26 protein-coding genes are annotated in these 25,277 nt (G+C 62.4%); 17 read left to right on the top strand and 9 right to left on the bottom strand.

What is annotated here, in order from left to right:
* Positions 1 to 15 precede the first annotated feature (15 nt).
* Positions 16 to 717: an ABC transporter ATP-binding protein gene (locus FHE74_RS09735; protein WP_139466325.1), complete on the top strand. Its 702-nt coding sequence runs from the start codon at positions 16 to 18 to the stop codon at positions 715 to 717.
* A 20-nt stretch (positions 718 to 737) separates the two neighbouring features.
* Positions 738 to 1,637 (top strand): DNA glycosylase AlkZ-like family protein, encoded by a 900-nt coding sequence (locus tag FHE74_RS09730; RefSeq protein WP_139466324.1) that lies wholly within the window; start codon positions 738 to 740, stop codon positions 1,635 to 1,637.
* Here FHE74_RS09730 and FHE74_RS09725 read toward each other — a convergent pair whose 3' ends face one another.
* Genes FHE74_RS09725 through FHE74_RS09710 form a run of 4 tightly spaced genes read right to left on the bottom strand, consistent with a single transcriptional unit; the run spans position 1,638 to position 7,208 of the window.
* Positions 1,638 to 1,925: a metal-sensitive transcriptional regulator gene (locus FHE74_RS09725; RefSeq protein WP_139466323.1), complete on the bottom strand. Its 288-nt coding sequence runs from the start codon at positions 1,923 to 1,925 to the stop codon at positions 1,638 to 1,640.
* Complete coding sequence (locus FHE74_RS09720) at positions 1,922 to 4,132, bottom strand: heavy metal translocating P-type ATPase (RefSeq protein ID WP_139466322.1); 2,211 nt, start codon at positions 4,130 to 4,132, stop codon at positions 1,922 to 1,924. Before FHE74_RS09720 ends, FHE74_RS09725 begins: the two co-directional genes overlap by 4 nt.
* A gap of 31 nt (positions 4,133 to 4,163) precedes the next feature.
* Positions 4,164 to 5,690, bottom strand: a complete 1,527-nt coding sequence (locus FHE74_RS09715; protein ID WP_139466321.1) for a bifunctional ADP-dependent NAD(P)H-hydrate dehydratase/NAD(P)H-hydrate epimerase — start codon at positions 5,688 to 5,690, stop codon at positions 4,164 to 4,166.
* A 21-nt stretch (positions 5,691 to 5,711) separates the two neighbouring features.
* Entirely contained in the window at positions 5,712 to 7,208 is a 1,497-nt protein-coding gene (locus FHE74_RS09710) for a DUF1846 domain-containing protein (protein ID WP_139466320.1), read from the bottom strand.
* Between the two features lie 115 nt (positions 7,209 to 7,323).
* Here FHE74_RS09710 and FHE74_RS09705 point away from each other — a divergent pair, with 115 nt between their 5' ends.
* Both FHE74_RS09705 and trhO read left to right on the top strand, forming a co-directional pair.
* Positions 7,324 to 8,142: an Fpg/Nei family DNA glycosylase gene (locus FHE74_RS09705; RefSeq protein ID WP_139466319.1), complete on the top strand. Its 819-nt coding sequence runs from the start codon at positions 7,324 to 7,326 to the stop codon at positions 8,140 to 8,142.
* An 11-nt stretch (positions 8,143 to 8,153) separates the two neighbouring features.
* Positions 8,154 to 9,065 carry an oxygen-dependent tRNA uridine(34) hydroxylase TrhO gene (trhO, locus tag FHE74_RS09700; RefSeq protein ID WP_425456347.1) on the top strand — a complete coding sequence of 304 codons (912 nt, stop codon included), beginning with the start codon at positions 8,154 to 8,156 and terminating at the stop codon, positions 9,063 to 9,065.
* Here the strand turns inward: trhO and FHE74_RS09695 are convergent, their stop codons facing one another.
* The 3 genes from FHE74_RS09695 to FHE74_RS09685 form a co-directional block, all read right to left on the bottom strand.
* The gene (locus FHE74_RS09695) at positions 9,066 to 9,554 is read right to left on the bottom strand and encodes a hypothetical protein (RefSeq protein WP_139466318.1); all 489 of its coding nucleotides are present in this window, start codon (positions 9,552 to 9,554) and stop codon (positions 9,066 to 9,068) included. It abuts the gene before it with no gap.
* Between the two features lie 25 nt (positions 9,555 to 9,579).
* Positions 9,580 to 10,551 carry a universal stress protein gene (locus tag FHE74_RS09690; RefSeq protein ID WP_139466317.1) on the bottom strand — a complete coding sequence of 324 codons (972 nt, stop codon included), beginning with the start codon at positions 10,549 to 10,551 and terminating at the stop codon, positions 9,580 to 9,582.
* A gap of 76 nt (positions 10,552 to 10,627) precedes the next feature.
* Complete coding sequence (locus FHE74_RS09685) at positions 10,628 to 11,089, bottom strand: MarR family winged helix-turn-helix transcriptional regulator (RefSeq protein WP_139466316.1); 462 nt, start codon at positions 11,087 to 11,089, stop codon at positions 10,628 to 10,630.
* A 98-nt stretch (positions 11,090 to 11,187) separates the two neighbouring features.
* On the opposite strand from FHE74_RS09685, the gene FHE74_RS09680 reads away from it, so the two are divergent.
* The 8 genes from FHE74_RS09680 (at position 11,188) to dnaB (ending at position 19,328) form a co-directional block, all read left to right on the top strand.
* The gene (locus FHE74_RS09680; RefSeq protein WP_180339740.1) at positions 11,188 to 11,547 is read left to right on the top strand and encodes a DUF5318 family protein; all 360 of its coding nucleotides are present in this window, start codon (positions 11,188 to 11,190) and stop codon (positions 11,545 to 11,547) included.
* A 244-nt stretch (positions 11,548 to 11,791) separates the two neighbouring features.
* Entirely contained in the window at positions 11,792 to 13,993 is a 2,202-nt protein-coding gene (locus FHE74_RS09675) for a transglycosylase domain-containing protein (RefSeq protein WP_425456346.1), read from the top strand.
* A gap of 9 nt (positions 13,994 to 14,002) precedes the next feature.
* Entirely contained in the window at positions 14,003 to 15,472 is a 1,470-nt protein-coding gene (locus FHE74_RS09670) for a glycosyltransferase family 87 protein (RefSeq protein WP_139466314.1), read from the top strand.
* Positions 15,473 to 15,658, top strand: a complete 186-nt coding sequence (locus FHE74_RS09665) for a hypothetical protein (RefSeq protein ID WP_139466313.1) — start codon at positions 15,473 to 15,475, stop codon at positions 15,656 to 15,658.
* Between the two features lie 117 nt (positions 15,659 to 15,775).
* Positions 15,776 to 16,072, top strand: a complete 297-nt coding sequence (gene rpsF / locus FHE74_RS09660) for a 30S ribosomal protein S6 (RefSeq protein WP_139466312.1) — start codon at positions 15,776 to 15,778, stop codon at positions 16,070 to 16,072.
* A 103-nt stretch (positions 16,073 to 16,175) separates the two neighbouring features.
* Positions 16,176 to 16,781 carry a single-stranded DNA-binding protein gene (locus FHE74_RS09655; RefSeq protein WP_139466311.1) on the top strand — a complete coding sequence of 202 codons (606 nt, stop codon included), beginning with the start codon at positions 16,176 to 16,178 and terminating at the stop codon, positions 16,779 to 16,781.
* 108 nt (positions 16,782 to 16,889) lie between these two features.
* Complete coding sequence (gene rplI, locus FHE74_RS09650; RefSeq protein WP_139466310.1) at positions 16,890 to 17,342, top strand: 50S ribosomal protein L9; 453 nt, start codon at positions 16,890 to 16,892, stop codon at positions 17,340 to 17,342.
* 525 nt (positions 17,343 to 17,867) lie between these two features.
* Positions 17,868 to 19,328, top strand: a complete 1,461-nt coding sequence (dnaB, locus tag FHE74_RS09645; RefSeq protein ID WP_139466309.1) for a replicative DNA helicase — start codon at positions 17,868 to 17,870, stop codon at positions 19,326 to 19,328.
* Positions 19,329 to 19,376: 48 nt separating this feature from the next.
* Here the strand turns inward: dnaB and FHE74_RS09640 are convergent, their stop codons facing one another.
* Positions 19,377 to 19,583 carry a heavy-metal-associated domain-containing protein gene (locus FHE74_RS09640; protein WP_139466308.1) on the bottom strand — a complete coding sequence of 69 codons (207 nt, stop codon included), beginning with the start codon at positions 19,581 to 19,583 and terminating at the stop codon, positions 19,377 to 19,379.
* Positions 19,584 to 19,750: 167 nt separating this feature from the next.
* On the opposite strand from FHE74_RS09640, the gene trxA reads away from it, so the two are divergent.
* Positions 19,751 to 20,125: a thioredoxin gene (trxA, locus tag FHE74_RS09635; protein WP_139466307.1), complete on the top strand. Its 375-nt coding sequence runs from the start codon at positions 19,751 to 19,753 to the stop codon at positions 20,123 to 20,125.
* A gap of 154 nt (positions 20,126 to 20,279) precedes the next feature.
* Positions 20,280 to 21,098 carry a PspA/IM30 family protein gene (locus tag FHE74_RS09630; protein ID WP_139466306.1) on the top strand — a complete coding sequence of 273 codons (819 nt, stop codon included), beginning with the start codon at positions 20,280 to 20,282 and terminating at the stop codon, positions 21,096 to 21,098.
* 13 nt (positions 21,099 to 21,111) lie between these two features.
* Here the strand turns inward: FHE74_RS09630 and FHE74_RS09625 are convergent, their stop codons facing one another.
* Positions 21,112 to 22,398, bottom strand: a complete 1,287-nt coding sequence (locus FHE74_RS09625; RefSeq protein ID WP_139466305.1) for an NYN domain-containing protein — start codon at positions 22,396 to 22,398, stop codon at positions 21,112 to 21,114.
* Positions 22,399 to 22,591: 193 nt separating this feature from the next.
* Between FHE74_RS09625 and FHE74_RS09620 the strand changes: the two genes are divergently transcribed.
* The 3 genes from FHE74_RS09620 to FHE74_RS09610 are packed head-to-tail and all read left to right on the top strand — an operon-like array spanning position 22,592 to position 24,760.
* Complete coding sequence (locus FHE74_RS09620; RefSeq protein WP_139466304.1) at positions 22,592 to 22,960, top strand: GntR family transcriptional regulator; 369 nt, start codon at positions 22,592 to 22,594, stop codon at positions 22,958 to 22,960.
* Positions 22,961 to 23,797, top strand: a complete 837-nt coding sequence (locus tag FHE74_RS09615) for an ATP-binding cassette domain-containing protein (RefSeq protein WP_139466303.1) — start codon at positions 22,961 to 22,963, stop codon at positions 23,795 to 23,797.
* Positions 23,798 to 24,760: a hypothetical protein gene (locus FHE74_RS09610; protein ID WP_139466302.1), complete on the top strand. Its 963-nt coding sequence runs from the start codon at positions 23,798 to 23,800 to the stop codon at positions 24,758 to 24,760. It abuts the gene before it with no gap.
* The last annotated feature ends 517 nt before the right edge of the window (positions 24,761 to 25,277 follow it).

Here is a 25,277-nt window from a genome sequence, read left to right as displayed (position 1 = left end):
AGGAGTAACAAGCACATGTCTCTGACAGTTACCGACGCCACCGTTATCTACCCCGATGGCGATTCCACCGTCACCGCCCTCGACAACGCCTCGTTCTCCGTCCAGGCCGGCCAGATGGGCGCCATCGTCGGCGAGTCCGGCTCCGGCAAGTCCACGCTGCTCGCCGTTTCCGCTGGCCTTACGGTTCCTAACTCCGGGCTTGTCGACGTCGCCGGCCACCGCATCGACGGCAAGGACGACAAGGAGCGCACGGCCATTCGTCGTGACCACATCGGCATCATCTTCCAGAACCCCGGCCTGATCAGCTCTTTGAAGGTGCGCGATCAGCTGCTTATGACCGACCACATCCGTGGCCTGCGTGGCAAGAAGTTGCGCGAGCGCGCCGGGCGCGCCGACGAGCTGCTGGAGCGCGTGGGACTGGGCAACATGGGTGATCGCCGAATCTCCCAGCTCTCCGGTGGTCAGCGCCAGCGCGTGGGCGTGGCCCGCGCACTGATGGGCTCGCCCGAGTTGCTGCTGGCCGACGAGCCGACCTCCGCCCTCGACGGTGCCTCGTCCCGCGCGGTCATCGCCCTGCTGCGTGAGTTGGTCACCGAGATGAACGTGGCCTGCGCCGTGGTCACCCACGACCGCACGCTGCTCAGCGAGTTCGACACCGTCGCCGAGGTGTCCGACGGCGTGGTGCGCCAGTCAGACTCTCACCTGGTCTCTGCCTAAAGCCCCTACGATGGGCGGGCATGGATCTTGCCGAACTCCGTGCCCGCCGGCTCATCGCCCAGCGCCTCTCCCCCAGTGCCGCCGCGCCCGACTTACAGGTCGATGCGGTGCACTGGATGTTGTGCACTCAGGGGCAAAACGCAGCCGCCGGGCAGCGCGCGCTCAAGCTGCGGGGCCAGGAGGACTTCTCTGCCGTGGTGCGGTGTTGGCCGCAGCGCGGAACCTTGCATTTAGTCGCTGCCGACGACGCCCGCTGGCTCATGCGCTTGGGCCACCCCCGGGTTGAGCGCGCCGCCGCGTTGCGTCGAACCCGCATGGGGATTGATCCGGCCCACGTGGATACTGCCCGCGCAGCATTGCACGCGGCTCTTTATGACCAGCCCTTAGAGCGGAAGAAGATCTATGCGTTGTGGGAAGATGCCGGAATCGATACCGCACAGGGCCGAGGCCCTCACCTGGTGCGCGCTTTAGGGGGCGCGGGGGACATCGTCCAGGTAGAACCGGAAATCTTTGCTCACCTAGACACCCTGGGTGTTAGCCACCGTGAGCCGGAGCAGCCCCTCGTGGAGATGGCTCGCCGCTTCGCACATTCCCACGGCCCGGTCTCGGTTAAGGACCTCGCGTGGTGGAGCGGGCAGACCCAACGCGATTGCCGTCAGGCCCTGGACCAGGCGGGGTTAGAGCGTGACGACGATTGGTACGTGCCCGCCTGGCAAAAAGACATCACCGCCGGCGAGCTCAAGGAGGCACTAGAGCAGGAGTATCACCTCCCCGCCTTCGACGAATACCTGCTGGGTTATGCCGATAAGTCCTTCGCGCTCCCGGATGAGTTGCGGCCTCGGGTGCTGACCAAAAACGGGATCAGCTGGGACTTTGTGGTGCGAGACGGGGTGGTGTGTGGCCGGGAGGGTGACGTTTAGCTACCGGGAAAACCGCGCCAGGGCCTCGGAGACTTCCTGGAACTTGATCTCGGCTTCCTCGTCGGAATTTTTGACGGCTTCTGCGACGCAGTGGCGGAGGTGATCGTCGAGAAGCAATAAACCCACATTCTTCAGCGCTGAATTCACCGCACTGATCTGCGTGAGCACATCGATGCAGTACTGGTCCTCCTCGATCATGCGGGTCAGACCACCCACCTGCCCCTGGATGCGCTTGAGGCGCGCGAGGTAGCGTTGTTTGTCCTGGATGTAGCCGTGCTGGTGGGTCATTGGAGTTCTCCTTCGGGGGCAAAGCGGCGCAGTCGCAGAGAGTTGGCAACGACGAAGACGCTAGAGCCGGCCATGGCGATGCCGGCGAGCATGGGGTCGAGAAGCCCGAGCGCGGCGACCGGGATGAGGGCTGTGTTGTAGGCGAAGGCCCACCACAGGTTGCCGCGGATGATGCTTAAGGTGCGACGCGAAAGGCGCAGGGCGTCGACGATCGCGGCGGGATCGCTGGACATGAGAGTGATGTCCGAGGCCTCGATCGCAATATCCGTGCCCGCGCCCATGGCCATGCCCAGATCCGCGCGGGCCAGCGCTGCGGCGTCGTTGATGCCATCGCCGACCATGGCCACGGTGCGCCCTTGAGCCTGCAGCTCGCGAACGTGGGCCTCCTTGTCGGCGGGCAGCACCTGAGCACGCACGTGCGTGGGATCGATGCCTGCGGCCTGTGCGACCGCTGCTGCCGCACTGGGGTTGTCACCGGTGAGCAACCAGGGCTCCAGGCCCATCGGGCGCAGGTGTGCCACTGCGGTGGGTGCCAAGGGTTTGACCTGGTCCTCCACGGTGATCACAGCCGCGGGTTGGTCGTCCCATGTCAACAGGATGGGGGTTGCCCCGCGGGAAAGAGCAGTGCTGGTGGCCTGCGCCAGCGTGGGCTCGGTGAGGTCGGCAGGGGCTTGGGCCAGGCGAACGCGATGCTTATCGACGTGTGCCTCTACTCCCCGCCCGGCAGTGGACTGGAAGTCCGTGACCTGCGGAAGCGGGGTATCTGTGGCCAGGTCGCGGGCGATGGCGCGGGCGATGGGGTGCTCGGAGAAGCCCTCTACCGCAGCGGCAGCCTCGAGGAGTTCGCGCCGAGTTGTGTTTGGTAAATCGCGGGTGGTCACGTCGGTGACGTGCATCTGGCCGGTGGTCAGAGTGCCGGTCTTGTCCAGGACGATCGTGTCGATTCCCCGGGAGGACTCCAGCACCTCAGGGCCCTTGATCAGAATGCCCAACTGCGCGCCTCGTCCCGTGCCCACTACCAGCGCCATCGGGGTGGCTAGGCCCAGGGCACATGGGCACGCAATGATCAGTACGGCCACCGCGGCCGTGAAGGCCAGTTCTCCCCCGTTGCCCAGGAGCGTGTAGTGCAGCAGGAAGGTGAGCGCGGCGATCACCAGCACGGCAGGCACAAAGTATTGGCAGACCCGATCGGCCACGCGCTGGATCGGCGCCTTGCGAGACTGCGCGGCAGTCACCAGGGCGGTGATGTGAGCGAGGGTGGAGTCCTCCCCCACCCGGGTTACGCGTACCAGCAAACGACCTGAAACGTTCAGCGTCGCCCCGGTGACATGCGCGCCGGGATCCACCTCCACGGGGATGGACTCCCCGGTGAGCATCGAGGCGTCGATGGCTGAGGTGCCCTCGAGCACCACCCCATCAGCTGGGACCTTTTCCCCTGGGCGCACGATGACCCGGTCACCAACCGAGAGCTCGGAGGTAGGAACTTTTTGCTCCGCGCCGCTTACGAGCACCGTGGCCTCCTTCGCGCCAAGGTGCATGAGCGACGTCAGCGCGGCCGAGGAGCGACCCTTGGCGCGTGCTTCCCACCAACGTCCGAGGAGAAGGAAGGTGATCACGACCGCGGCGGATTCGTAATAAACACCGTGGTGAACGTTTCCGCTGATAGTGATCCACAGTGACCACAACATGCTCACGGTGGTACCCAGGCTGACCAAGGTGTCCATGGTGAAGGAGCCATGGCGCAGGTTGGTCAGCGCTGCTCGGTGGAAGGGGTCGCCGCCGTAAATAAACACCGGAAGCGTGAGCACCAGGACGACCCACTGCCAGCCGGGAAAATGCCAGGGATGGACCATGCTAATGAGCACGATGGGAACGGTTAACGCGGCCGACAAAAGCAGACGCGTTTTCAGCGATTCTGCCTCCGCGGCGCGAGCCTCTTCCAGCGGGTCGGCTGTGTCATGAGCGGATTGGTGCAGATCCACGGCGTCATAACCCGCGCCACGAATGGTGGCGATGAGCTCCTGCGTTCCCAGGAGCGTCGGGTCGTAAGCGATCGAGGCCGTCTCGGTGGCGAAATTGACGCTGGCTTCTACCCCGTCGAGCTTGTTTAGCTTTCGCTGCACCCGCGAAGAGCACGACGTGCAGGTCATGCCGGTGACTCCCAGCTCGACGCGAGAGAGATCGGCGGGTATTTCGCTGCTGTTCATGCCCCCATCCTATACCCCCAGGGGGTATGGCTTAGTCGCGGCGGGAGAGATAGGCGATGGCCGCCGGCACGGACTCCGCTATGCGCGAGGCCGAGGTGGGAGCCTCTCCCCAGGGTGTGCAGGCAGAAAGATAAGCCGCCACCGCGTGGACGCACACGCTCTCGGGGATGGCGTCGTACGTCCAGGAAGCGGGGACGTTAGCAAGCTCTGCATGCGCCACCCGCAGAGCGATGAACGCACCCAGAATCCCGGAAAGCACATCCCCCGAGCCAGGCGTAGCCGCCCACGACGAGCCCGCATCCACCACCACCGTGCTACGCGGGGTGGCGATCACACTAGCGCGGCCCTTGAGCAGCACGGCGCAATCCAGCTCGCGGGCAAGCTGACTCACAGCGTCCAGTGGATTGTCCTTCGCAGACGGCAGTCCGCATGCGCTGGCGAGGCGGGCGAACTCCCCGGCGTGCGGGGTCAGGATCGTCGCTGCCCTCCGCGAGCGCACCAGCTCCCGCAGGCTCGTGTGCTCACTCAGCAGGGTCAAACCGTCCGCGTCGATCACAACAGGAAGGTCGGTGCGCAGCAGCGCGCGCAGATCCGCGGGCTCGGTCGTTCCTGACCCGGGCCCATACACCCAGGCCTGGACTCTGCCCGCAGCATCGATGGACTCGGTAGCCACCACCTCTGGTAGTGCGCGGACCACCTCTCGGGCCTGCGGGCCGGCGTAGCGCACCATCGAGGAGGTCGCGCGCACAGCGCCCGTGGCACACAGCACGGCCGCGCCGGGATAGGTCGTGGAACCCGCAGCGATGCCCACCACTCCCCCGCTGTATTTATCTGCCTGCGGTGTGGGCTCGCTCACCAGCGGGGGCTGAGTCCCCACTACGTAGGCATGATCACCAAAGGAATACTCCGTGCGACGCCGCGCGTGCGCGATGCTCACCCGGGGTTCGGAAGTGTCTTCTGCCAATTGCGCACTTAAACTGTGCCCACCCGAGTGGGCATCGATGACCACCACATCACCACACCCGGCATACAGTCCGTGGGCATAGCGCAGGCCGCCAATCGTTGCCGTCACATCCGCCACCAGCGCGTTCTCCCCCGCCCGGCCGGTGTCCGCGGCCACCCCGGAAGGCACATCGACCGCGAGCACGGCCGCAGCACTGGGCAGATCGAGTGCTTCAATGTCCGTGCGCCCACCCAGGCCGAAGATGGCGTCGATGATAAGGGTGTAGTTCTTGGCTGGCTTGTCGACGACCTGCCCACCCGCATCCGTGAAGGCAGCCACCGCGCGCTCTTGGGCTCGGTCGGCATAGAGCAGCGCGTCCACGCGATAACCCTGGCGGGCCAGTTCGGCCCCGGCGTACAACCCGTCTCCCCCATTTCCACCGGGACCGGCCAGGATCAGCACCGAACCGGTATGCGGCAGCATGTCGCGGGCTACCAGAGAAATGCCCAACGCCGCCGAGCGCATGAGCTCGTCCGCCTCTGTTTGAGCGGCGAGCAGTGGCGCTTCGGCGGCGCGGATCTGGGCGGAGCTATACGCAAGAGCATTGAGTGCCATGCCCGCCCAGGCTAGCGAAAGTTAGCGCTGGTACAGGCGCTTCTTCCAGTACTTGGGCTCGGAGGTCACCAGAACGCCCAGGTTGCGGAAGATGCCCTCGTCCACCGATCCCAGGATGGTGGTGGTGTGAGCATCGCAGCCGCTGAGGTTCTTCAGCTGAGCCAACGCGTTGCGGGCATCCTGCGAGTGCGAGGCCGAGACCGACAGCGCGATGAGTACCTCGTCGGTGTGCAGGCGCGGGTTCTGGGAGCCCAGGTGGCGCGTCTTGAGGGTCTGGATCGGCTCGATCGACTCCGGAGACAGCAGGTGCACATCGTGGTCGATGCCCGCCAGGTGCTTGAGCGCGTTGAGCAAGACGGCTGCCGAGCAGCCGAGCAGCTCCGAGGTCTTGCCGGTGACGATGGTGCCGTCGTGAAGCTCGAGAGCCGCGCCGGGCTGGCCGTCGGTGTTGTTTTCCACCTCGAGCGCCGGGGCGACCACGCGTCGGTCCTCGATCGAGCATCCGGCCTTGGCCATGACCACGGCCGCGCGCTGCGAGAGAGTCTCACTGTCGGTGGCGGCCTTGCGCTCGTCCACGCGGGCCTTGTAGTAACGGCGGATGATCTCCTGCACGCTCGCCTCGCGGCAGACCTTATCATCGGTGATGCAGTAACCGGCCATGTTCACGCCCATATCCGTCGGCGACTGGTAGGGCTCCTTGCCGGTCGCGCGGTTCAGCAGAGCCTTGAGCAGCGGGAATGCATCCACGTCGCGGTTGTAGTTCACGGCAGACTCGCCGTGCGCGCTCAGGTGGAAGTGGTCGATGATGTTCGCGTCGTTGAGGTCCACCGTGGCGGCCTCGTAGGCCAGGTTGACCGGGTGCTCCAGCGGCAGGTTCCAGATCGGGAAGGTCTCAAACTTGGCGTAGCCAGCCTCGACGCCCGCCTGGTTGTCCTGGTAGACCTGGCTCAGGCAGGTGGCCAGCTTGCCGGATCCCGGGCCGGGCGCGGTGACTACGACGAGGTCTCGCGAGGTGATGGCGCGCTCGTTACGGCCGAAGCCCTCGTCGGAGACGATCTTGTCCACGTTGGAGGGGTACCCCTCGATGATGAAGTGGCGGGAGACCTTTAGGCCCAGGTTCTCCAGGCGCTCGGCGAACTCGATGGCCTTGTGGTTGGACTCCTCGAAGTGGGTCATCACCACGTTTTCCACGAGGAACCCGGAATCGCGGAAGGCGTCGATGAGTCGCAGGACGTCCACGTCGTAGGTGATTCCCAGGTCGGCGCGCACCTTACCGCGCTGCAGGTCACGAGCATTGAGACAGACGAGAATCTCGAGCTCATCCTTGAGGTTCTCCAGCATCGCGATCTTGTTATCAGGCGTGAAGCCGGGCAGGACGCGGGATGCATGGTGGTCGTCGAAGAGCTTGCCACCCATTTCCAGGTAGAGCTTGCCCCCGATTTCTTCACGACGGGCGTTGATGTGCTGCGACTGCAGCTGGATGTACTTGTCTCGGTCGAATCCGATCGCGCTGGTCATGGACTTTCAGTCTAAACCGACATCTGCCTCCAAGCGCAACACAGCACGTCAACGTACATCGTCGAAACCGGAGTCATCCGACAATGTGTGCGCCAGCGTCACCTAGAGTGTGAGCATGCCCGAAGGCCACGTCATCCATCGCCTCGCACGCGACTTTAACGACCGATTTTCAGGTGATCCCGTGCAGGTCAGCAGCCCGCAGGGACGTTTTTCGGCCGAGGCCCGCCACCTGAGTGGCCACCAGCTCCTGCGCGCCGAAGCCCGAGGCAAACACTTGTTCCTCTTCTTCGACGAGAAGATCGGGCCAGAGAACATCGTCTACATCCACCTGGGGCTCATCGGTTCGCTGCGTTTCGAGCCCATCGAGGATGTTTGGGGCCAGATTCGGCTACGCATCATTGATGCCGCCGAAACCCAAGCCGCCAACCTGCGCGGCCCCCAATTCTGCCGGCTCATCGATGCCGCCGAGTTCCGCTCCATCACCGCTCGCCTCGGGGAGGATCCGTTGCTTCTCGACGCTCCTCCAATCCAATTATTCGAGAAACTGACCCGCTCGCGTCGCCGCGTGGCTGCCCTGCTCATGGACCAAAAACTGTTCGCCGGCGTGGGCAATGTTTACCGGGCTGAGGTGCTCTTTCGGCAGGGAATTGACCCGCAGACTCCGGGCAATCAACTCAGCCAGGAACAGTTCCGCGCCATCTGGGAGGACCTGGTCTACCTCATGCACATCGGGGTGGAGCGCGGACGCATCGACACCGTGCGCGACGAGCACCTGGACCAGGCGCTGCAAGTTGAACGACACGGCCAGCAGCACGGGGGAGACGTGTACGTCTACCGTCGCGCCGGCGAGGCGTGTTTCGTCTGCGGCGAGCAGGTGCGCACCACCGTGCTGGAGGCGCGCAACCTGTTTTGGTGCCCTGCCTGCCAGGGCTAAGCTGAGAACACGTGGCACACAGTGAACTGAGCAAAATCCTTCTGTACTACCAGTTCCGGCCGATTGCAGATCCGCGAGCTGTCATGCTTTGGCAGCGCGACCTGTGCGAATCGCTCGGGCTGACCGGGCGCATTCTCGTATCCAAGCACGGCATCAACGGCACCGTCGGCGGCCCCATGAGCGCGTGCAAGCGCTACGTGCGCAAGACCCGCGAGTACTTCAAGGGAATGGAGTTCAAGTGGTCTGAGGGCGGGGCAGAGGACTTTCCCAAGCTCAGCGTCAAGGTGCGCGATGAGATCGTTGCCTTCGGGGCTCCCGATGAACTCAAGGTTGATGAGAATGGCGTGGTCGGCGGCGGCACGCACGTTAAGCCTGAGGAGCTGCACGAGCTCGTCGAGAAGCGAGGCGACGACGTCGTATTTTTCGACGGCCGCAACGCCCTCGAGGCCCAGATCGGCAAGTTCAAAAACGCCGTGGTGCCTGAGACCAACACCACCCACGACTTCATCACCGAGCTCGAGTCGGGCAAGTACGACTGGATGAAAGACAAGCCGGTCGTCTCCTACTGCACCGGAGGAATCCGCTGCGAGGTGCTCTCCAGCCTCATGATCAACCGCGGATTCAAGGAGGTCTACCAACTCGACGGGGGCATCGTCCGCTACGGCGAGAAGTACGGCAACAAGGGCCTGTGGGAGGGCTCCCTGTACGTATTCGATCGGCGTATGCACATGGAATTCGGGGAGGACGCTGCCCAGCTCGGGCACTGCGTGCAGTGCGACGCCCCGACGAACACCTTCCACAACTGCGTCAATGAGGACGATTGCCGTCGCCAGATCCTGCTTTGCGACGATTGCGCGTCCGACGCCTCGACCGCTCACTGCGGTGGCACGGTGTGCGCTGAGGTCGCGGCCGAACAGGCTTAGCTAGAGCATCAGCGTGGGGGAGAGTCCCACCTGGACAGTCACCACCAGGAACCACATGGTGAACGGAACCAGGATCCAGAACACCGCCATCCAGGACCGCCAACGCAGGTAGGCCTTGAGTTTTCTCACCATGATCCATCCGGAACCCAGCAGAAATGCGATGGGTGGGAGGGAGGCGATGATCGCCCACAGTCTTTGGTCTTCCAGGGTGCAGACTAGGCGCGCGTCGCACTCTCCGCTGTGGGTGAATCGGAAGATAAGAGCCACTATGAGGGCAAACAGTAGGCTGCTCATGATGGAAAGCGCGAGGTACTGCCAGGCCTGGCGGGTCGACTGGCGGTTGCGCTCCGAATGGCGAACCGGATCCTCCTGATCGGCCAGCTCGTCTACCGTCCGTGGCGCCGGCGGCTGCAGGTTGGCGTAGTCCGCATCGCTGGACTCGCTCAAGTCATTCTCGGGATGCTCGGGGCGAAACTGCGAGGAAGCCATAGGCCTAAGCCTAGAACCTGGCGCGCTAGAAGTGGGTGGCCGGCTGAATAACAACCGGCACACTCACGTGCCGGAGGAATTGTGCAGCCGTAGAGCCGAGGAATACGCGCTCGAGGTGACCCTGGGTGGAGGAGCCCAGGCTAATGATGTCGCCCTTCTTCCACTTCAGCGAGTCGATTGCGCCCTGCCAACCGGCCCCGGAGGCTAGCTCGATGTGCACGGTGAGGTCGGGGTAGTCATCCATCACGCGATCGCGTGCCTGGTCGCACATGCTCAAGGCTTGCTCGTGCCATTCGTCGGCAAGCGGGGAGGAGGACGTCAGTGCATGGCTGAGGTTGGCGTCGATAAGCCCCGTAGGGGAGAAAGCGACAAGCCGCAACGGAACCTGCATCTGGTACGCGGCCTCAGCGCCATAGGCGAGGCTTTCGTTGTTATCCGTGTCGTGCGCGTCCAGGAATGCCACGTTGACGCGAGTGATGCCGCGCTTGGAAAGCTTGGGCGCGCGTGGGGCCAGCGCAAGTGGAATAGGGGAGGAGTGCAGTAGCGCGTCGGTGGTGGTGCCGGCCAGAAAGCGGCCCTTGGGAGTAGCGGCTCGCGAACCAACAATGAGCAGGTCCGCGTTGAAATCTGTGGCTGCCTGGGTGAGTAGCGCGTGCTCGCTAGAGCCATCGAGGATGAGCGCAACCTCATCGTCCCAGTGCGACTTATCCACACCAGCCTCAGTGAGCACCTGGCGAACAGATTCTGCGAAGTGGCGATTCTGCTCGTCCATCCACTTCGAATACTTACGACGACGCTTGCCTCGCGGACTCTGGGGCCAGAGGTGCACGATGGTGTGAACGACCCGAATGCGCACCGGTGCGGTACGAGCGAGCCAGGCTGCCAGCTCGATGGCCTCGTTGCCGGCCGCGCCGGGCTGCCACGTGACCAGCAGGCGCGGAGGGCGCTGCTCTCCGTGAATAAACGGAGTAGAGGAGGGGGACTTCTTGTGCGACATCAGCCTGGGTGGGGTCTCTTCTAACTGGTTCAGAGTATGAACGTTTACCTAGGGTCCACCCAGTACTTTATAACTGTTAACCCGCCGTTGGCGATTCCGGTGCCTGCGTGTAATTCAGTGCCAAACGGTTAATGACGTCGGCAAAGTCCTCTGCCTTCTGCAGGTCCTCCTCGCTCAACGAGTCCAGCATCTGCGCGAGGTAGTGCTCACGCTCCTCACCGACGCGAGACAGTTCGCTCAGGCCCATATCGGTGAGCTCCACGCGTACTCCGCGGCGGTCCTCGCTATCGCGCACCCGCTGGACGAGCTCACGGCGTTCGAGCTGATGAAGCGTGTTCGACGCCGTGGGCATGCGGATGCCCTCTTCGCGAGCGATCTGGCTAATGCGCATCGGGCCGCGCTCCTTTAAGCGAGACAGCACCGACAACTGCGGCCCGGTTAGATCAGATTGCTCGGCTATGCGGAAGTACGTGACGTACAGCTTCGTCATCGCGGGGCGAATCTTGCGCGCAATCTCTGCGGACCTCGGGTTGCTCATAGCTTCCAGTGTAGAAGTATTTAGGGCCATAAAGCTATTGAGATGACACCTTTTGCCGGTAGGCGGGTTTTACCAGCGGGTGAGTAGGATGGGCCGCCATGATCAGCTACCGCGATCGCGTGTCCCATCGGCTCACTCGAGCCCGGGCGTTGCGCGAGATCAAAGCCGGACGCATGCGCGCCAGTGCGGTCAGGGAAGCCGATCCGCTCCTGATAGCTGCCTCCTCGTTCCATGGTCTCCCGGCGGACGTTCCCTGTCCGCTATGTGGAGAGGAACTGCGCTACGTGCGATGGATCTATGGGGAGAAGCTGGGGCGCCGTTCGGGCACAGCCCGCAGTGAGGAAGAGATCGCAGAGATTGCACAGGAGGTTGGCCCGGTAACAGTCCATCTGGTCGAGGTCTGCCGAGCCTGTGAATTTAATTATCTGGTCGAGTCCATGACCGCAATTGTGGATTGAGCGTTTCCCCGCCTCGCACCAGAGAAGTACAGTAGTTGCTCAAGTGGGGCGCACGCGCCCGTGGCACCGGAAGCTCTCGCGAGGCTCTCGCGGATGCTGCTGCGGCATAGGCGGGTGGGTCTCCAGACAATTACAGCACCGGTTCGACAACCACGCGGTAATCGTTGAGCTCAGCTATCTAGAGGCATGAGCTGCGAAAACCGTGGGGGAGTGGGCCGCAACTAGGACTTGGGTACGAACTACGTTGTCTCATTCAGCATCTGCCAACACCGAAGCAGCGACGTCACGGCCGTGGCTGAAGTGGTTACTCGGCGCTCTTGCGGCACTGTTCCTCCTGCCGTTGATCATCTTCGTGGTGTACTACTTCACCATCCGGATCCCGGAGCCCAACGAGGTGTCTACGGCACAGGTTTCGCATATCTACGCCTCGGACTCCACCACCGAGCTGGCGCGCATCGTGCCACCGGAGGGCAACCGCACCCAGGTGGGACTGGATAAGATGCCAGATCACCTGCAGAACGCAGTTCTTGCCGCTGAGGACCGGGAGTTCTGGTCTAACTCGGGCTTCTCCGTCACCGGCTTCTCGCGCGCAATTCTGGGTCAGATCACCGGCAATGACGCTGGTGGTGGATCCACGATCACCCAGCAGTACGTCAAGAACGTCATCGTGGGCAACGAGCGCTCGGTCGAGCGCAAGCTCAAGGAGCTCGTCTACTCCATCAAGATGACCAACGAGTGGGATAAGGAGCAGATCCTCCAGGCCTACCTCAACACCGTGTACTTCGGCCGCAACGCCTATGGTGTGCAGGCGGCGAGCCAGGCCTACTTTGGCAAGGACGTCAGCCAGCTCACCCCGGAGGAATCAGCCGTGCTGGCGGGTGCGATCCAGCTGCCTAGCCAGCTCGATCCGTGGACGAACCCGGAGGGCTCCAAGGCTCGCTGGGACTACGTCATGGACGGTCTGGTGGAGATGGGGGAGATCTCCCCTGAGGAGCGCGCTGCTGCCGAGTTCCCCCAGGTACGCGACCCCTCCGAGTACTCTGCCTACACCGAGGCCACCGGCACGAATGGTTTGATCAAGAACCACGTGATGGAGGAGCTGGCCACGGTCGGCATCACCGAGGAAGACGTGACCACCCGTGGCCTGCAGGTGACCACCACCATTGACATGCAGACCCAGAACGCCACGATGGACTCCGTTAACTCCGCTCTGCCTCAGCTGCAGGACGACGCCCGTGCGGCAGTCGTCTCCATTGAGCCAAGCACCGGTGCTATCCGCGGTTACTACGGTGGCGAGGAAGCTAGCGGCTGGGACTATGCCAATGCTGGCCTGCAGACTGGTTCGATCTTCAAGATCTTCGGTCTGGCCGCCGCCCTCCAGCAGGGCATTCCGCTGAGCGCTCAGTACTCCTCGTCCCCGGTCACTTTGCCGGGCAGCATCGAGGTGGATAACGTCACCGGTTCCTGTGGCACGTGCTCCATCGAGACTGCCCTAGTGCGCTCCTACAACACCTCCTTCATTCGTCTGCAGGACGACTTGGCAAACACGACCCAGGACACCGCAGACATGGCGCACGCACTGGGTGTCGCCCGCTCCCTGCCGGGCATTGAGAAGACCCTGACGGAGAACGGAAAGCAGCCCTACGAGGGCGTCATCCTGGGCCAGTACCAGTCCCGCCCGCTGGATATGGCGGTAGCAATGGCCACCCTGGCCAACCGTGGCGTCTGGCACCAGACCCACTGGGTGGATGAGGTCAAGACCGCCAACGGCGAGGTGCTGTACAAGTTCGAGCCCGGCGAGGGCGAGCGTCGCGTCTCGGCCCAGGTGGCTGACAACGTGCTCAAGGCCATGGGCCCGATTGCCGGCTGGTCCAACGGAAAGAACCTGGCCGGCGGTCGCCCTTCGGCATCCAAGACCGGTACGGCTCAGCTGGGTAACACCGGGGCCAACAAAGACGCCTGGATGCTGGGCGGCACCCCGCAGCTGGTCACCGCCGTGTGGATGGGTACAGCCGAGAACACCAACGCCATCTACGACGTGTACGGCGGCAACATGTACGGCTCGGGTACCCCGGCAACGATCTGGAAGCAGACGCTCGACGGCGCCCTCGAGGGCAAAGAGAACGTCCCCTTCCACCAGGCCGCACCGATCAACTTCGGCGGGTTCAGCGGCTCCTCGAACTACACCGGTTCGAGCTACGCGCCGCAGTATGACCCCCAGGCGCCGGTAGCCACCCGCCAGAGCAGCCCGTCCAGCTCAGCTGAGGCTCCGACCTCCGCTGAAGCCAGCACGGCACCCGCCCCGGAACCCGTTCCTGGGCAGCCAGCACCTGGCCAGCCGGCACCCGGTCAGCCCGCACCGGGGGCTCCGGCCCAGCCTGCGGAGCCCGCTGCACCGCCGGCACCGGACCCGCTGGCAGGACTCGAACAGCTGCTGAACCCTTAAGTAGCCCGCATGCGCCTTTCTCATCCGGCTCACCGCGTTTACCCCTCGCTTAGCGAGCCCGCCGCCCGCGGGTTCACCGAGTTCCTAGGGGGACCGGTGGGCCGTTTTGCTGCCGTGGGCCGGGCGCGGTTTTTTACCCCGCTGCGCGTCCTCATCGCCCTCGCGCTCACCTTCCTCTCATTCGGCTACCTGTCCAAAGCAGCCTGCCTCGGCGGAATCCGCCAGGATGACGGTTCCGTCAGCCTGAACTGGGCAGGAAGCCGTCAGTACACCGCTGCTTGCTACAACGACATCGTCCCGCTCTACAGCGGTCGCGGACTCGACCAGCCAGGCTTTGTCTACGCGTTCTCCTGGACCGAAGGCGATCTGACCCGATACATGGAGTACCCGGTGTTGGCCGGCCTCTTCCAGGGAATCATGGGCTGGTGGTCGCGCACCACGTTTCCGCTTATCGACGCCCTCGGCGCCCCGATTCCCGCGGCCAGCTGGTACTTCACTTCGACGGCCTGCGTGTTCGCGGTGCTCTGGGTCCTCACCATTGGGTTCGTGGCCGAACTAACCGGCAACCGGGTGTGGGACACGGTCCTGGTGGCGGCCAGCCCCATTGTGATTGTCCACGCGTTTAGCAATTGGGACATCCCGTCGATCTTCCTTGCTGTGTTAGCAATGTGGCTGATCGCGCGAGCCCGCCCAGGATGGGCACTGTGGGCTGGCGTGGCCATTGGCCTAGGCACGGCTTTCAAGCTGTGGCCCCTGTACCTGTTGGGGGCATACCTGGTCCTGGCCGTGCGCGCCCGCAAACTCGGGGCGTGGGTCGCGATGGCGCTGACCGCGGCAGCTGCCTGGTTGGCCGTCAACATCCCCATCATGTTGGCTTACCCGGAGGCCTGGCGAGAGTTCCTGCGCCTCAACTCGGAGCGCAGCTGGGAGTGGACCACCATCTGGGCCGTAATCTCGCGACGCACCGGATGGACGGGCTTCGACGAGGCCGGGGAGCCGACGATCCTGAACCTGGTGACCTTCTTGCTCTTTGCCGGGGCCTGCCTGGGCATAGCGATCTACGGCTGGCGGGTAGCCCGCACGCCGCGGGTGGCTGAGCTGGTCACGCTGATTCTCGCGGCCTTCCTGCTGTTCAACAAAGTGTGGTCACCGCAGTATTCTCTGTGGCTGGTAATCCCGGTTGTACTGGCTTTGCCGCGCTGGCGACTGCTACTGACCTGGATGACCACCGAGATGGTCCTCTGGCCGGTGCTCATGTGGCATTTGCTGGGGCAGGACAACAAGGGCGCGCCGGACTGGTTGCTCGACACGATCGTCATCACGCGTGACGCATTCATCGTGGCCATCTGCGTGCTCATCATCAGGCAGATGGCCCGCAAGGTGGCAGACCCGGTCCGCGCCGCCCACCAGGGGCACGATCCGCTGGCGGGGGAGTTTGGGGTGCACAAGGGGCGTCGACAAGCGAAAGAGAGAATCTAGGTGCTCATTACGATCTTGGGGATTATGTCCATCATCCTCGGTGCGAGCTGCTTCGGCTCGGCTTATCTCACCGTGATGCGCGGAGGGCCCGCGCGCCGGGCATGGGCATATGGAATTGCGGCGGCGATCTTTATCACCATCATCCCGGTGATCCTGGCCGTATTCTTCGCGGCCACCATGAACTAGAGCGATTTCCGGCCTGACCTGGATATGCGGTACGGTGGGCTGGTTGCCTGACGCAACGACCCTCCTGCCATGCCCACAAAGGGGTATGGCCGACAACAAACTAGACCATAGGAGGTGATGAGGTCCGTGCGTCACTACGAAACCATGATCATCCTGCACCCGAACCAGGATGAACGCACTGTCGCCCCGTCCCTGGAAAAGTTCCTGGAGATCATCCGCAAGGATGGCGGCACCGTAAACAACGTTGATGTCTGGGGCAAGCGTCGTCTCGCTTACCCGATCAACAAGCAGGAAGAGGGCGTCTACGTCGTTCTCGACCTCAACTGCGAGTCCGCTAGCGTTCTCGAGCTCGACCGTGTGCTCAACCTGAGCGAGAACGTGCTGCGCACCAAGGTCCTGCGCGTCGACAAGTAAACGCGGATACTGGTGGGTGCACTGGAAATCAATGCACGCACCCGTGCTTGAACTAATTCACGAGCACCGCTGACTACCTCTCAAGCAGGAAGGCAAAAGGCACATGGCACAGGGAGATACCCCAATCACCGTGGTAGGCAACGTTGTTGCTGACCCGGAACTTCGATTCATCCCCTCCGGCGCGGCAGTAGCAAACTTCCGCGTCGCGTCGACCCCGCGTCGCTTCAACCGCGACACCAACCAGTGGGAAGACGGAGAGGCACTGTTTCTCACCTGCAACGTGTGGCGCCAGGCTGCTGAGAACGTCGCGGAAACCCTGCACAAGGGCATGCGCGTGATCGTTACTGGACGTCTTCGCCAGCGGTCCTACCAGACCAAGGAAGGCGAAAACCGTACTGCATTCGAGGTTGAGGTCGATGAGGTCGGCCCGTCCCTGAAGTACGCCAGCGCTCAGGTCAACCGCAATCCGCGTGAGGGCGGAAATGGCGGAGGCCAGGGCTTTGGCGGCAACCAGGGACAGGGTGGCTTCGGTGGCCAGCAGGGCGGTAACCAAGGCGGCTTCGGCGGCAACCAGGGACAGTCCCAGGGCGGCTTCGGTGGAGGAAACCAGGGTGGTTTCGGCGGCGGCAATCAGGCGCCGGCGAACGACCCGTGGTCTTCGGCTCCCCCGAGCGGTGGCTTTGGCGACGACCAGGACCCGCCGTTCTGATCCGCTGAACCTGCGGCGATGCCCCAGTAACAGCTTTTTTAAGTACATACATCCGTACATCAGCCACTCCCACACGCGTGGGGGACTATCCAACGAAAGGCAGGGATCATGAAACTGATCCTCACCGCTACCGTTGAGAACCTCGGCGTCCCTGGTGACATTGTCGAGGTCAAGGACGGTTACGCACGTAACTACCTGCTGCCGCGCAGCCTGGCTGTCGTAGCCACCCGCGCTGCAGAGAAGCAGATCGCTGAGATCAAGCGCGCACAGGATGTTCGCGAGATCCGCAACGTTGAGCACGCACACGAGGTGCGCCAGCAGCTCGATGCCCTGGAGAAGGTCATCGTCAACGTTCGCGCTTCCGAGAGCGGCAAGCTGTTCGGCTCCGTCACCACTGGTGACATCGTCGACGGCGTCCGCGCTGCAGGCGGCCCGGTTCTGGACAAGCGTACGATCAACCTGCCCAAGGGCATGATCAAGAGCACCGGCAACTACCAGGTGGAGGTCAAGCTCCACCAGGACGTGCTGGGCAAGGTTAACTTCTCGGTCGTTGCTGCCTAGTTCTCACTAGAGCGCAAGACGGCTCACCCGCCGGCTGTCCATATGCGGCAGCGGCGGTCAGAGCCCATTGACAACAGCAACCAGCAACCCCATCACCTCATTGCGAGGGTGGTGGGGTTGTTGGCGTTTTAAGGCTTATCGACGCTTGTGGAAAACATGCACCAAGCTACGCGCATTGGGTGCATCGGCAAGTGGTGTAGAGGGTGGCTATAAGCGGTTTGTCAAGTCCGCTGGTCAGAGTTGTCCACTGGCAAGGCAAGTGTTATGCACAGGCTGATAAATAGCGCATGACCTGCATAAACGTCTCGCCTTCTGCCCGCCCCCGTGGAAGTTTTCCACAAGTTATCCACAGGACGATCGCTGTGCGACACGCGGTGCCAACGGCACGTATGCACGTTATCCACAGACCTTGTGGAAAAAGGCTCAAAAGCTGTTCCACATCCCAGGGGCATACTGGGGAATTCGAGGTGATGTTTTAAGGTTTTGGGCGGGACCGGAAACACTGACTGTAAGGGCGAAAAGACCATGAGCGGCGACGCAGAATTCAGCACCTTCGACGACTACTCGCTACCGCCTGAGCCCGTCGAGCCGTATGGGCCGCCGGAGCCTGAGGACTTCCAGCGATCGTCGCGCAGCACGCGGTATTCCAAGAACCAATCCGAGGAGTACCGCAGCTTGCCCCATGATCCCGAGGCAGAGCGCGGTGTGCTCGGTGCGCTTCTGTTGAGTGCAGACCAGGCCATCGACGTGCTCGACGAGCTCAGTGCGGAGGACTTTTACAACCCCGCCCACCAGCTCATCTTCAAGGCCATCGTCGACTTATACGCCGACGGCACCACGATTGACCCGGTGATTGTGGGCGGACGCCTGGACCGCTTTAACAACCTGGACCGCGTGGGCGGTGCGCCCTACCTGCACACCCTGGTGCAGTCCGTGCCCACGGCAGCCAATGCGCGCTACTACTCGCAGATCGTCTCCGAGAAGGCTCTGTTGCGCCGTCTTGTCAACGCGGGAACTCGCGTGGTGCAGTACGGCTACTCAGGAGCCGAGGATGCCGATGTGGAGTCGGTGCTCGACCGAGCTCAGCAGGAAGTCTTCGCGGTTGCCCAGCGCAAGACCACTGAGGATTACCGCAACCTTTATGACCTCGTCCAGCCGACCGTTGACGAGTTGGTAGCGCTCCAGCGTGACGGTGGCCTGGAGAAGGGTGTTCCCACCGGGTTCATGGACCTTGATCGCCTTACTAACGGCCTCCACGCAGGTCAGATGATCATCGTGGCGGCTCGACCAGGTGTGGGTAAGTCCACACTGGCACTGGACTTCATGCGCTCATGTTCGATCAACCATGGCAAGACGTCGATCATCTTCTCCCTCGAGATGAGCGCCTCGGAGATCGTCATGCGTCTGCTCTCGGCGGAAACCGAGGTCAAGCTCACGGACATGCGCGCCGGACGCATGGAGCACAACGATTGGGAGAAGCTGACTGATCGCCTCCAGCAGATCCAGGAGGCGCCGCTCTACATCGATGACTCGCCGAACCTGACCATGATGGAGATCCGCACCAAGGCGCGCCGCCTCAAGCAACAGCAGGGCCTCGATCTCATCGTGCTGGACTACCTGCAGCTGATGAGCTCCGGCAAGCAGGTCGAGTCCCGTCAGCAGGAGGTCTCGGAGTTCTCCCGTCAGCTCAAGCTGCTAGCCAAGGAGCTCGAGGTCCCGCTCGTAGCGATCTCCCAGCTCAACCGTGGCCCCGAGGCACGTACTGACAAAAAGCCCCAGATCGCCGATCTGCGTGAGTCTGGTTCGCTCGAGCAGGACGCCGACATGGTCATGCTGCTCTACCGCCCGGACTCCCAGGACAAGGACAACGAGCGCGCCGGAGAGGCCGACATCATCCTGGCCAAGCACCGTGGTGGTCCCATTGACACCGTTCCGGTGGCCCACCAGCTGCACTACTCGCGCTTCGTCAACATGGCGCACCCCTAAGAGGGCGGCGCTTATCGACGCCTCCGTCCCGGCCAGGACGCACAAGCTCTACTGTTCGAGGGTGTATCCCGCCTCGGCAACCGCATCCGCGATCTGCTCCTGCGAGTAGCCCCCGCCCACCACGGCGACCTTGCCGGTGGTGTGGTCGGCCTTCACTTCCTCGACACCGGAGATCTCGGAGATCTCCTCCTGCACGCTGAGCTCGCAGTGGCTACATGTCATGCCGTTGACCTGGAAAGTCTGGGTGTTGGCCATGATCGTGGAACTCCTTGTTGTCGTCGCCTTTTCATCAACGGTAAGTCGCCCAAGCAGTGTTGGGCAATACGCACTGCTCCCAAATTTTTCCTCGCGGAATGAATCGCGGTGTGTTTTGGTTGAAAGGGCACGTCCCAAAGATCACGACAAAACCTAAGGAGTACATTATGGCCACCATCGAGCTGACCGAGGACACCTTCGAGCAGACTGTAACCGGCAACGGAATTACGATCGTTGACTTCTGGGCTTCCTGGTGCGGCCCCTGCCGCCAGTTCGCTCCGACCTTTGAGAAGGCCTCGGAGCAGCACACCGATGTCACCTTCGCCAAGGTCGACACCGAGGCCCACCAGCAGCTGGCCTCTGCCCTGGAGATCCAGTCGATCCCGACTCTCATGGTTTTCCGTGAGGGTATCCTCCTTTACCGCGAGGCTGGAGCCCTCCCGCCGGCGGCCTTCGAGGACCTGATCAAGCAGGTCAAGGAGCTAGACATGGATGATGTCCGCCGCCAGGTTGAAGAGCAGGCTAAGCAGCAGGAGGGCTAATCCTTCTTCGGAGGGTGTGAAGCCTCCAGAAATCCAGCAGATAACCCGTCGTTCCCTAATTGCAGGGCGGCGGGTTTTCGTCGTATCCGGCACACCTCGGCATGTTCTGCCTACACTCGGCAGGGAAAACGCGAACACGAGGAAGGATCCTGCGATGCCCAACCCATTCAGCAAAGGCTGGAAGTACGTCATGGCGAGCTTCGATCGCAAGATCGATGAGAATGCAGACCCGAAGGTGCAGATCCAGCAGGCAGTTGATGCGGCCAAGAGCCAGCACAAGCAGATCACCGAGCAGGCTGCCTCGATCATTGGCAACAAGAAGCAGCTGGAGTTACAGCTGGATCGTCTGCTGAAGTCGCAGGCGGAATATCAGGAGAAGGCACGCACCGCGCTCCAGCTGGCTGACAAGGCCGCCGCCGAGGGCAATTCTGCTCAGGCCACCGAATACACCAACACGGCCGAAGTCGTGGCGTCTCAGCTGGTGACGGTGGAGTCGGAGATCGAGAACACCAAGGTGATGTACCAGCAGGCCACCCAGGCCGCAGAGCAGGCGCAGGAGCAGCAGCGTCAGTCGGAGGCCCGCCTGACCGAGCAGCTGGCGGAAGTAGACAAGCTCAACGCTCAGGCCGACCAGGCCGAGATGCAGCGCAAGAGCGCGCAGGCCATGGACTCGATGAACCAGCTCGGTCTGAACGACGACAACGTGCCCACCCTGGACGGAGTGCGGGACAAGATTGAGCGTCGTTACGCAGACGCCCTTGGAGCCCAGGAGCTTACCCAGCACACCGTGCAGGACCGCATGGCCGAGATTTCCACGGCCGGCCGGGATATGGCAGCAGCTAGCAAGCTTGATGAGATCCGCGCGCAGATGGCCGGCTCGAAGGAGCTGGGCAGCAAGAAGGACACCGCTGAGCTCGAGGCCCCTGAGCAGGACGCACCACAAAAGGGTGCCTCAAACGAGGACACCCCTTAGGTAGTAGCCGGCGCTATTGCTGCGAGCGCCGGACGTTGATGAGCACCGCCCGGATTCCGGAATGGAATCCGTCGCGCAGGTGCACACGCTGCGTCTCGCTGAGCGTGTACTCGTGAAGAGTCTCGCAGGCGAACTGCAGCAGCGGACGGTCGATGTCCGGCGGGAGCCCACCACCCGAGAGCAGGTGGGCAGAATCGCGCTGCTCACTGGAGGCGATGTTGCCGTACCACCAGGTGGCATACTGCTCGCCGACGTCGAATGGAGTCTGCACTCCCGAGGAGTTCCAGACTTCCTCCGGCAGCGGAACATAGCGCGAGCGCAGCTTGCGGCGAGGCGCCATCATCGACGGCTTCGGGGCACTCGAAGACTTAGGCGAGGCCGGCGTTGACGAAGCCGGAGCGGGCGATGAAGTCGCCGGCGAGGTGTCTGGCGCCGACGCTTCCGCAGCGGGCTGAGCCTGAGTGCGTGGCGGACCGGGCTTGGGTGTGGCCTTAGGCGCGAATTCGGCCTCGGCCTCGGTGGGTTCGTCCTCGTTTGGCGGTTCGACCGTGGTGTTGGCGTCCTGGGCAGACGGCGTCTGCGGTTGAATACTGGGGCGATCCGCAGGCGACGGTGCCGGCTCGGGCGTAGTGCGCTCGCTCTCTCCCTTGGGAGCACTGAGCGGATCCCCGGTGGGAACAGCGGTCATGCCGGGCTCGTCCAGCGGTTCCGCGTCTCCGATGGGCCGCTCGCGTATCGACGGCGGCAGCGGGCCCTCCAGAATCTCCAACTGCATGGCGTCTGCAAAGTCTTCGCGCGCGTCCAGGATGGTTGTCGTATCGCACGCGTGCCGCAGTGCAGAAGACATGGAGTCCCAGCCGAAGCCGTAAAGATGCACGCGGACGCCGGCAGAGGAAGCCTCGGCCACGCCCGGAATCATGTCAGCATCGCCGGAAACGAGCACGATGTCGGATACCTGGTGCTGCAGGCTGGCCACCACCATGTCTGCCACGAGTCGGGTATCCACGCCCTTTTGGGTTCGTCGCTCGCCCCACTCAATGAGCTGGCCGGTGCGTAGTTGCACCCCGTCGCAGGAACGAAGGGCGCGCTGATAACGGTGCGGGCCAGAATCTGGAATGCCGTCGTACCAGTTCTGGCGATGGATGGGTTGGTTGAGTTGGTCGGTGATCATTGAGCCCAAGATGCGTACTACCTCGGGCAAGTCGATCTCTAGTTGTGAGCGAGCGCCCGTCTCCCACGAGTTGTAAAAGCTCGCGAGCAGGTAGGACGTGTCCACGAAGACCAATGTGCGTTCAAGCATGGCTCCTAAATTCCAGTTCTGTTCGTTCTAAAAGTGTTTTGTTTACTGCACCAGTGTGCCTGAAGTGAAGAGCGACTTCGATGTCTGCAGGTCACACGGCTACAGAAAAGAGGGTTGCGGGTTTGCGTGGTCGCTTCTAGGTTAGTTAGTGCAGTAACTAACCAACTGACTAACCAACCGATCGGCAGGTGAGATGGACAACTCCACCGAACCGCTGTTCCTCCAGGTCTCCGCCCTCATCGAGGACTCGATCGTCGATGGTCACCTGAAGCCAGGCGACCGGGCACCCTCAACCAACGAGCTTGCGGACTTCCACTCGATCAACCCAGCCACCGCTCGCAAAGGACTCACAATCCTGGTCGAGCGCGGAATCTTGGAAAAGCGCAGGGGAATCGGCATGTTCGTCGCCCCCGGGGCGCAGGAAATTATTAGGCAGCGGCGTCGAGAAGCGTTCGGCGAGCGTTTTCTCATTCCCCTGCTGGAGGAAGCGGACCGCCTGGGCATTACCCGCGCGGAACTGACCCAACTTCTTTCCACCACTCAGCAGAATCGAGGACTTTAAATGACCCCCATCTGTGGCCTAGAACAGGTGACTAAGAAGTACAAGGCGACCGTGCTCGACGAAGTCACGGTGGGCTTCGAAAGTGGCAAGCTCCACGCGATCGTCGGTCGCAACGGCGTCGGCAAATCCACGCTGCTCAGCCTCCTGGCCGGAACACTGCGCCCCACCTCGGGCAGTGTCACTGCATTTGGAGAGAAAGTCTTCGACAATGCCTCGGTGATGAGCCGCATCTGCTGCGCGGGTATCGACGTCCCCTACCCCGGCATGTGGAGCGTGCGCTCGATCCTCTCCATTGCTGAGCGACGTTGGCCCCACTTCAGCTCTGCGCGTGCCGACGAACTCCTGCGCGCCTTCGACCTCGACCTCAAGAAGCGCTACGGCAAACTCTCCCGAGGGCAGAAGTCGATGGTCGGAATCGTCGTAGCTCTAGCTTCGATGACTGAGCTCACGCTTCTCGACGAGCCGTACCTCGGCCTGGACGTGAACAACCGGGAACTCTTCTACAAATTCTTGAGGGAAGAAGTGGAGCGAGGCGGACGGACGTTCATCGTGGCCACGCACCATCTCGAAGAATCAGCAGGCTTGATGGACACGTTTACGGTGCTTGGCCGGGATGGCCGCGTGCGACTTCATGCGGACGCCGCAGAACTCGAGGATGCGTATGTGTACGTGACCGCGGGAACGCTGGCGCCTATCGACGGCGAAACCGAGCGCAGCGAGATTGCGGGTGTGACCCGAGTGCTCGCGCCCGCGGATGCGGCCGCACGGATTAGTGGCCCGAGGGTTTTCCCGGCCCCACTGGAGCAGACTTTGGCGGCACTAGTGAGGGAGTCCTAAATGAGCACCGTGTATCTGCGAATCCTGCAGGCGCAGGCAAGTTATGGATGGAACTGGTTTGCTGCCATTGCGCTGACGATGAATTTTGGCTTTGCGGCCGGATCTCTAAATGCCTGGCTCGTGGCCGTTCTGGCCGGAGCGGCAACGGCGGTGTTGGCCGGTGCGTTCCTGAACATTAGAGAAGTGGGCCGAGCGTACGGCCTGGCGACCTTCCAGCTGCGGAACTTCAAGCTCCTGGTGATCGGTGTCATCGCCGTGGTCTATGCAGCGTGGGCCGGTATCGCACGTGGGGTAGGGCTTGCGGCCCTGGTCGCCGCGGTGTGTGTTGTAGTCGGCTGCATCTTTGCACTGGTGTCGGCGGGAGGTCGCAGTGATTGGACCACGACGACGAGGACATTCGGCCATGCGCCGGGACTGTCGCTGGTCCTCATTCCCGTAGTTGCGAGTGGTCTTGGGGTCGCCGCCGTGTCCATTGGTGTCTGTCTAGCCGGGACGCTGCTGTTTCCCGATCTGGCAGAAGCACTGTATACGGCCAGCTTCTGCGTGTTGATGATTGGCACTGCTACAGGTCCGATCGTGCATGGTGGCCTCGGGGGATGGCAGGCGCTGGGATTGCCCCGCAAGCATTGGCTTGCGTGGTTGGCCGTCGCTTCCATTCCGACGATCGCTGTCGGTGCTCTATGCACGTACTTGGCCTTTGGCGTGGTGCTCGAGGCGGCGAATCCCTTAGCTCTATTCCCTGTGCTGGTATTTGCGAGCTGGCTGTGTTCGATGGCCGTGGCGCGGTGGCCGCGTTTTGGCATAGCCTTCATCGGCGGTGCTTCGCCCATATTGGGTGGACTTGTTGGCGGTGGGATTCCCACGGTGGCCTCACTGGTGGTCGCCGGAGTGCTCGGGGTGCTGTGCGTGTGGATTGGCACGTGGATTGTGAGGGGACGAGCAAGGGTGCGATTGGCGCAATAAACGCACTTTGTCCTGGGGATTTGTGTTTTTGTGTGGGGGTGCGTAACTTAATCCGGGTCAGCGCGACCGACAGCGCCCTGCACCACAGTGATCAACAGTGTGGTGAGTGTGAGGCGGATTAGGAAAACGAGCGTCTGGCGTCTAATATCTTCCAAGCTTCCATTCGATGGGTCACTGATTGTGGTTCATGTGAGTGGTGTGCGTGTGTTGTGTGAGAACTCAATAGTGTGCCAATAACAGCATCACCATTTTGTGGTGATGTGCACAAGTATGGATGTGCTGGCCTGTTTTTGTACCCCGTCAATGGGTGGGCCGGCATGTTGATATTTTTCATTCATACTGGTTGCTTCCCTTGTCGTGTCACCACGCTCTGTGTGTGGTGGGTGGTTTTTGTTGATCATGGTGTTCCGTCTGCTAGGCGGGAAGTAATCTTATTTTTATTTTTTCGGAATCATTGTGGTGCTAGCAGTTTTTGCTGGGTATTGGGCTCTGCCCTTATTTTTGTGGAGAGTTTGAT

Source organism: Corynebacterium tapiri (genome assembly GCF_006334925.1).
Classification (GTDB): domain Bacteria; phylum Actinomycetota; class Actinomycetes; order Mycobacteriales; family Mycobacteriaceae; genus Corynebacterium; species Corynebacterium tapiri.
This window is presented reverse-complemented; position numbering and strand designations above follow the sequence as displayed.

Coding starts and splice junctions, on each gene's coding strand:
- FHE74_RS09705 (WP_139466319.1), top strand. CDS start 7,324: ATGCCCGAAGGCCACGTCATCCATCGCCTCGCACGCGACTTTAACGAC.
- dnaB (WP_139466309.1), top strand. CDS start 17,868: ATGAGCGGCGACGCAGAATTCAGCACCTTCGACGACTACTCGCTACCG.
- FHE74_RS09715 (WP_139466321.1), bottom strand. CDS start 5,690: ATGGCACTCAATGCTCTTGCGTATAGCTCCGCCCAGATCCGCGCCGCC.
- FHE74_RS09680 (WP_180339740.1), top strand. CDS start 11,188: ATGATCAGCTACCGCGATCGCGTGTCCCATCGGCTCACTCGAGCCCGG.
- FHE74_RS09655 (WP_139466311.1), top strand. CDS start 16,176: ATGGCACAGGGAGATACCCCAATCACCGTGGTAGGCAACGTTGTTGCT.
- rplI (WP_139466310.1), top strand. CDS start 16,890: ATGAAACTGATCCTCACCGCTACCGTTGAGAACCTCGGCGTCCCTGGT.
- FHE74_RS09710 (WP_139466320.1), bottom strand. CDS start 7,208: ATGACCAGCGCGATCGGATTCGACCGAGACAAGTACATCCAGCTGCAG.
- FHE74_RS09735 (WP_139466325.1), top strand. CDS start 16: ATGTCTCTGACAGTTACCGACGCCACCGTTATCTACCCCGATGGCGAT.
- FHE74_RS09640 (WP_139466308.1), bottom strand. CDS start 19,583: ATGGCCAACACCCAGACTTTCCAGGTCAACGGCATGACATGTAGCCAC.
- FHE74_RS09685 (WP_139466316.1), bottom strand. CDS start 11,089: ATGAGCAACCCGAGGTCCGCAGAGATTGCGCGCAAGATTCGCCCCGCG.
- FHE74_RS09695 (WP_139466318.1), bottom strand. CDS start 9,554: ATGGCTTCCTCGCAGTTTCGCCCCGAGCATCCCGAGAATGACTTGAGC.
- FHE74_RS09620 (WP_139466304.1), top strand. CDS start 22,592: ATGGACAACTCCACCGAACCGCTGTTCCTCCAGGTCTCCGCCCTCATC.
- FHE74_RS09615 (WP_139466303.1), top strand. CDS start 22,961: ATGACCCCCATCTGTGGCCTAGAACAGGTGACTAAGAAGTACAAGGCG.
- trxA (WP_139466307.1), top strand. CDS start 19,751: ATGGCCACCATCGAGCTGACCGAGGACACCTTCGAGCAGACTGTAACC.
- FHE74_RS09625 (WP_139466305.1), bottom strand. CDS start 22,398: ATGCTTGAACGCACATTGGTCTTCGTGGACACGTCCTACCTGCTCGCG.
- FHE74_RS09630 (WP_139466306.1), top strand. CDS start 20,280: ATGCCCAACCCATTCAGCAAAGGCTGGAAGTACGTCATGGCGAGCTTC.
- rpsF (WP_139466312.1), top strand. CDS start 15,776: ATGAGGTCCGTGCGTCACTACGAAACCATGATCATCCTGCACCCGAAC.
- FHE74_RS09720 (WP_139466322.1), bottom strand. CDS start 4,132: ATGAACAGCAGCGAAATACCCGCCGATCTCTCTCGCGTCGAGCTGGGA.
- FHE74_RS09670 (WP_139466314.1), top strand. CDS start 14,003: ATGCGCCTTTCTCATCCGGCTCACCGCGTTTACCCCTCGCTTAGCGAG.
- FHE74_RS09690 (WP_139466317.1), bottom strand. CDS start 10,551: ATGTCGCACAAGAAGTCCCCCTCCTCTACTCCGTTTATTCACGGAGAG.
- FHE74_RS09610 (WP_139466302.1), top strand. CDS start 23,798: ATGAGCACCGTGTATCTGCGAATCCTGCAGGCGCAGGCAAGTTATGGA.
- FHE74_RS09730 (WP_139466324.1), top strand. CDS start 738: ATGGATCTTGCCGAACTCCGTGCCCGCCGGCTCATCGCCCAGCGCCTC.
- FHE74_RS09725 (WP_139466323.1), bottom strand. CDS start 1,925: ATGACCCACCAGCACGGCTACATCCAGGACAAACAACGCTACCTCGCG.